General features: G+C 59.1%; 5 protein-coding genes and 1 pseudogene. 5 read left to right on the plus strand and 1 reads right to left on the minus strand.

The features are described from left to right. The first annotated feature begins 166 nt into the window (after nt 1-166). Genes FHX16_RS24885 through FHX16_RS24895 form a run of 3 tightly spaced genes read left to right on the plus strand, consistent with a single transcriptional unit; the run spans nt 167 to nt 3,815 of the window. Nucleotides 167-1,132, plus strand: coding sequence for an ABC transporter permease (locus FHX16_RS24885; RefSeq protein WP_259130898.1), 966 nt, complete (start codon nt 167-169; stop codon nt 1,130-1,132). Beyond that, nucleotides 1,129-1,971, plus strand: a complete 843-nt coding sequence (locus tag FHX16_RS24890) for an ABC transporter permease (protein ID WP_183757517.1) — start codon at nt 1,129-1,131, stop codon at nt 1,969-1,971. The genes FHX16_RS24885 and FHX16_RS24890 overlap by 4 nt, the downstream gene beginning before the upstream one ends. Further along, nucleotides 1,968-3,815, plus strand: a complete 1,848-nt coding sequence (locus FHX16_RS24895) for an ABC transporter ATP-binding protein (RefSeq protein ID WP_259130900.1) — start codon at nt 1,968-1,970, stop codon at nt 3,813-3,815. Before FHX16_RS24890 ends, FHX16_RS24895 begins: the two co-directional genes overlap by 4 nt. A 47-nt stretch (nt 3,816-3,862) precedes the next feature. Here the strand turns inward: FHX16_RS24895 and FHX16_RS31495 are convergent. Beyond that, nucleotides 3,863-4,522 (minus strand): annotated as a pseudogene (locus tag FHX16_RS31495) (ABC transporter ATP-binding protein); the annotation flags it as partial. A 432-nt stretch (nt 4,523-4,954) separates the two neighbouring features. On the opposite strand from FHX16_RS31495, the gene FHX16_RS24905 reads away from it, so the two are divergent. Next, nucleotides 4,955-5,161 carry a hypothetical protein gene (locus FHX16_RS24905; protein WP_259130902.1) on the plus strand — a complete coding sequence of 69 codons (207 nt, stop codon included), beginning with the start codon at nt 4,955-4,957 and terminating at the stop codon, nt 5,159-5,161. Between the two features lie 256 nt (nt 5,162-5,417). Beyond that, the gene (locus FHX16_RS24910) at nt 5,418-5,759 is read left to right on the plus strand and encodes a hypothetical protein (RefSeq protein ID WP_259130904.1); all 342 of its coding nucleotides are present in this window, start codon (nt 5,418-5,420) and stop codon (nt 5,757-5,759) included. The last annotated feature ends 241 nt before the right edge of the window (nt 5,760-6,000 follow it).

Here is a 6,000-nt window from a genome sequence, read left to right on the forward strand (position 1 = left end):
CGCGCATCATCGATCGGCGGCAGATGAGGGACCTGCAGGGGAGGCCAGACGCCTGCTTCGTGGAAATGCAGGTCGTTCCGCAATGCCACAGCCTTGACCCACACGACCGACATCAAGTGGATGCATGCATTTGCACCTGTTTGGGGCGGACCCGTGGGGCACGACAATGACGGCTTCGACCCTCGTCATGTTTCTCGCGCGCCGGTTCGCAATAGCGATCCCGCTTCTTCTGATCATCTCATTCGGTGTCTTCGCACTCGTCCATATCGCCCCAGGCGATCCGGTGCGCTCTCTGCTTGGCACGCGTGCGGCAGACCCGGCGACGATTGCTGTGATCCGCGCCCGATACCACCTGGATGACCCGCTGCCGGTGCAGTACGGAAAGTGGCTGTCGCAAGTCATCCGGGGGGACCTTGGCGTCTCCATTCAGGGCAATCGGGCGGTGACGCGGACCATCAAGGATCGGCTAGGCGTCACCGTCTTCCTGACCTTGATGAGCAGTGCCCTTGTTCTCGGCCCGGGCATCTTGCTTGGCGCCGTTGCGGCTTATCGCCAAGGTACGCGCCTGGACCGGGTGGTCGTGTTGCTGGGTGTTTTCGGGATAAGCTCGCCAGCCTTCGTCACCGGTATCTTCCTCCTCTACCTCTTCGGTGTTTTGCTGCGCTGGTTTCCCATCTTCGGATCAGGTGATGGTTTTTTCGACCGGGCCTGGCACCTGGCACTTCCTTCGCTGGCGCTGGCGATATCTGTCATGGCAATCGTCATCAAGATCACGCGTGCAGCGATGATCGAGGAGCTGGGGCAGGACTACGTCACCTTTGCACGGTCACGTGGCCTTTCCCCGCACCGTATTCTTTTTGCCTACGTCCTCAGGAATTCCCTCATTTCGCTGGTCACGGCCGCGGGGATCATCATTGTCGGTATTGTGGCAGGGGCGATTTACGTCGAAGTCACCTTTTCGTTGCCGGGCCTCGGCGCCTTGACAGTTGACGCCATCCAGAAGCGCGACATTCCGACGATCCAGGGGACTGTTCTGCTATTTTCCACTTTTGTCGTGCTGGTGAATCTTGGAGTCGACGTGATTTACGCAATGATAGACCCACGCATCCGCTTTGGGAGGGTTCGGCCATGAGCAGCCCGGCCGCCGACGAAGGAGGTGTAGAGGAGCTGCGGCCGCGCGTTGCCGCTAGCGTGCTCGTTGCCATGCTCGTTCTCGCGACAGTAGCGGTCAGCGCCATCCTTGGAGATAAGATTGTCCCCGATTCACCGTTTCTCCAGCGACTCGGGACTGGCGATACACCGCCATCGCTCGCGCACCTCGCAGGGACGGATCTGTTCGGGCGCGATGTGCTTTCGCGCGTCATCTACGGCGCGCGGACAGCTCTGGTCGGTCCGGTCATCGTCGCCGCCGGCTCCTTTGCGATCGCGACCGTGCTTGGGTTGGTGTCAGGCTATTTCGGCGGCCTGGTCGACACAGCGATCATGCGCTGGGTTGACGTCACGCTCGCGTTGCCGGGACCGCTTCTGGCGATCGTTGTCGTCGGTATCGTGGGAGGCGGCTACTGGACCGCGGTGGCCGTTCTTGTGGTTCTATTTTCCGCTACCGATACCCGCATTGTTCGCAGTGCTGTCCTCGAGCAGCGACCCCTTCCTTACATAGAAGCTGCGCGCACGCTCGGTCTTTCGAAGACGCGCATCCTGTTCGTGCACGTTCTTCCGAATGTGGCGCCGATCATCCTTGCGTATGTGATCCTTGACTTCGCCTTTGCCCTGGTGAACCTCGCCGGCTTGTCGTTCCTCGGCCTCGGCATCGAACCCGGTGCCCCCGACTGGGGCCGGATGCTCTTCGAGAACCGTAATATCCTCTTCTCAAATCCCGCTGCACTGCTTTTGCCTGCTGGCATGATCATCGTCACCGCCATCAGCATAAACCTCATCGGCGACTGGTTGCTCGAGCGGTTCGCCAGATGAAGACAGGGTCGATCGAGGCTAGCGGAGGTGGGCCGCTACTCAAGGTCGAGGGCCTTGCGATCTCGTTCGGCAGGGCGGCAATCACAACATCAGTGAGCATCGCGTTGGAGCGCGGCGAGAGCATAGCAATCGTTGGCGAGTCTGGATCGGGAAAGTCTGTGACGGCCCGCGCGATTGCCGGGCTTCTGCCGCCAGGCCTCAACGCAACCGGTGCGATCACCTTCGACGGCATGTCCGTGATGCCGCTTCCCGAGCGCGAACGTCGCAAATTACGCGGATATCGCGTTTCGATGCTGATGCAGGATCCCTTCACGATGCTGAACCCGCTCATGCGTTGCGGTGACCACATTGACGAGATGCTGCGTGATCGGCCGGAGTTCGCGTCGCGTCAGGCAAGGGGGGGCGAGGTGCAAAGGCGCCTTGAGGAAGTCGGGATTTCGGATCCCGATGTGGCGCGCCGCCTGCCATTCGAGTTGTCGGGCGGCATGTGTCAGCGTGTCGCGATGGCTGCCGCGCTTGCGCGCGACCCGGATCTGCTCATTGCCGATGAGGCCACGACGGCGCTCGACGTCACCAGTCAAGCCGATATCATGAAGCTCCTCGGCCATATCCAGCGAGAGCGTCATATGGGCCTGATCCTTGTCACCCACAATCTGCGGCTCGCCTTCGCGACCTGCCAGCGCGTCTACGTCCTCTATGCAGGCTCGGTACTGGAAGTCGGCGACGCCATTTCCGTCGAGCGTCGACCTTTCCATCCCTACACCCTTGGGCTGCTCCTGTCGGAACCGCCGGTTGATATTCGTGTGCAAAACCTTGTCGCCATGCGGGGTTCCGTGCCCCGCGCGGCCGACGTTATTGACCGCTGCGGTTTCGCAGACCGCTGTGATTGGGCAAGCGAGGTTTGCCGCGCCAGCAAGCCGCCGCTCGGTGCTCTCAGCGCTCTGCGCTCCACCGCATGTCTCCGTCAGGACGAGATCCAGAGTGAGATCGATGCCCGGCGCGCGACTGCACTGTCGGAGGAGCCGAAAGCGTTGAGTCGCGGAGAAACCACGGATTGCCTTGTCCGTGTCGACTCGCTCAGCAAGACTTTCTCCGGAGCCCGTGGACGGCCGGTCCGCGCAGTGAGGGAGGTTTCATTGCACATCAGGTCTGGGGAATGTGTGGGGCTGGTTGGCGAATCCGGTTCGGGCAAGACGACCATCGGGCGCTGTCTCGTTGGCCTCGAGAACCCGACCTCCGGCAACATCGTAATCGACGGCATTTCGGCTGGCGATTATCGCGCCCTGACCAAGGGGGACCTTGCGAGAATACGCCGGACCATCCAGATGGTTTTTCAGGACGCCTATTCGACGCTCAATCCCCGACATAGCGTCGGCCAGGCATTGGCAGAGGCACTCGGGGCGGCGGTGGGGGCCACAGACCCGGTGACACCCGAACGGATCGTGTCGCTGCTTGCCGAGGTCGGCTTGTCCGCTTCATACACTTCCCGCCGTCCGAGGTCGCTGTCCGGCGGCGAACGCCAGCGCGTTGCGATTGCCCGTGCGCTTGCGGTCGAGCCGGCAATTCTCGTCTGCGACGAACCCGTCTCTGCTCTCGATGTGTCTGTCCAGGGCCAGGTGCTTAATCTCTTCCGACGCCTGCAAGTCGAACACGCGCTATCATACCTCTTCATCACGCACGATCTCGCTGTGCTGCGACAGATCGCCGAGCGAATTTATGTGCTCTATCTCGGCGAGATCGTCGAGGAGGGACCGACAGAGAAGGTCATCGGCGACCCGCAGCACCCATATACACGCCGGCTTGTCAAGTCGATCCCCCGCGGAACAATCAAATTGACGCGCTGAGGGGGCGAGAGCGCGGCGAACGGTGCGCGCTCCTTCAGGTTTCCAGCCCTCTGTTGGGTCTGTCGGTCGAAGAAGTGAGCCTTTGCCGTTTCCAAGGGGAGCCTGACCTTTTGCTCGCGCGTAACTCAACGCGATCGCCCACGACCCATGTTAGTTCCCTGCCGTCGAGCTCAACGGCGACATGGGTTTCCGAACCGGTCGGCTCCACGACCTTGATTGTGGCTTCGATGCCCGTTTCGGTCGCCAAGCGTGATGTCCTCGGGACGTATGCCGAGTGTGAACGGCCTCTTGTCCGAATTGGCACGCAACGTGAAAGCCGGATGCGGGCCCCGCCTGCAAGCACGAGCCAAGGGCTGGTGCCGATCTAGATGGTTCCCTCAACCAAGAAACCCTGCAACAAATACGTTGCGTGGCCTGTCGTAGAGTTCCAGAGAGCTGCCGATCTGCTCCACCTTGCCGCCCTGGACCACGACGATCTTGTCAGCCATGGTCATCGCTTCGATCTGGTCATGCGCGGCGTAGACGATCGTCGTTTTCAAGCGTTGGTGAAGCGCCTTGATCTCGGCCCGCATCTTGACGCGCAAGTTTGCATCAAGATTGGACAATAGTTCGTCGAACAGGAAGACTTTCGGGTCCCGGGCGATTGCCCGTCCCATGGCGACGCGTTACCGCTGGCCACCGGAGAGCTGGGCCGGCTCGGCTGCGAGCCCTCCCGCAGCCAAGGCAAATGCCCCGTTGTGGCCTCCATCCGGATCGCGTGCGCGACGCAAATTCGACACTCTGGACATCGTTACCCCATTATAATTTGCCACGAGCATATCCTGTTCCCGGCGTCTTCTGACCTATACATAGGTCTGGTCGGTCGAACTGCATTGGTGGGCATATCTTTCTGGTTTTTGGCGACACAGGATTCGGCGCCGCTCGCGTGTTCGGTGCCACCTGTCCGGCCCATGTCAACCGTGATTTCACCTGATAATCCCAGGAAATGAACGGTCACCGGCCCAATCGAGTCGGGAGTGATGGCTCTCGGGACCGGCAGAAACCACGGTTTAGCGGTGCCAGAATTGATTTGACAGCAGGTCATCCCAAGCGCCGAATCTTTTTGCGCTGGCGCGCACGTCCTGATGGGAGGCAAGCTCATGGAACTGAACTGGAATACGATTTCAGACCGTTCTAACGTTAAAGATGGTCGCCAGATTATAATCGGCTCACAGGATGAGGGCGGGTACCACTATAACGTTGTGTTCTACCATGCGCCGATGGAGCTTTGGTACGGTGGCGCTGGCATCAAGGTGAGAGACGAAGATATTGAACATTGGGCTGAAATACCGCCTCCCGGCGCCTGAATAACTAAGGCACTTTCTTAGGTCTAAACACCCGGTCCTCTCTGCACGGCGAGCGGCGAGAGGAGAAAAATCGCTTGCCTATCCACTTCAGCTGACCGCAAGAAATGGAGAAAGCTGCCCAGCTGGTCAAAGGGTAATATTCGACCGGAGTAAAGAAAAAATAACCTCACATAAGTCGATTGATACTCCATTGTGGAATTTTGGAAGATACGACATAGTAGAATAAGTTGTTGCAAGAAGATCGGAGGGCGATCTCATGCCAGCAAATTTCGATTCACCCTTAAAAATTAATATTGCCACTGGATTCGTCGAGTGGCCAACGGGACCGTTGGGTTACGTTGACGGGTATCAACCGGTACGGGTTGAGGTCTGGCTTATGCAGCAAAGTACCGGCGCCATACAAATGGCTTACCAAGATAATCCCTCCGGGTCGAAATGGAAGGCAGACGATGATTATTTCCCATCGCCCTGGGGCGGTGGACTATTCAAGCCTGGGCCGGCATTGGGAACAGCCGTTTTAATTACTAAGAAGACGGTGATGGGCGCCACCGTCCAGCATGTCTATTGGTGGACTGAGGAAGTTGAGCTTAAGTACTGACTGACGACTATCCTGCAGATCCTTTCCTGAAGTCCAAGGTGAAGCGGCAATTCGTGCAAGAGCGCTTCCAAACGCAGAACGGCAGCCGTTGCATTTGCGAGCGGTCAATGATCTTGGCTGCTATCGCGGCTGAATGGAGCCGGCAACTAGGCCGTAAACTCATAAATTCTCTTGGCGTATTGCGTTCGGCGTGATTCAAGGCTTCCGAATTAGGAGCTATGATGACACGCCGCCGCTACGA

This window comes from Rhizobium sp. BK661 (assembly GCF_024808825.1).
GTDB lineage: Bacteria > Pseudomonadota > Alphaproteobacteria > Rhizobiales > Rhizobiaceae > Rhizobium.

Coding starts and splice junctions, on each gene's coding strand:
- FHX16_RS24885 (WP_259130898.1), top strand. CDS start 167: ATGACGGCTTCGACCCTCGTCATGTTTCTCGCGCGCCGGTTCGCAATA.
- FHX16_RS24890 (WP_183757517.1), top strand. CDS start 1,129: ATGAGCAGCCCGGCCGCCGACGAAGGAGGTGTAGAGGAGCTGCGGCCG.
- FHX16_RS24895 (WP_259130900.1), top strand. CDS start 1,968: ATGAAGACAGGGTCGATCGAGGCTAGCGGAGGTGGGCCGCTACTCAAG.
- FHX16_RS24905 (WP_259130902.1), top strand. CDS start 4,955: ATGGAACTGAACTGGAATACGATTTCAGACCGTTCTAACGTTAAAGAT.
- FHX16_RS24910 (WP_259130904.1), top strand. CDS start 5,418: ATGCCAGCAAATTTCGATTCACCCTTAAAAATTAATATTGCCACTGGA.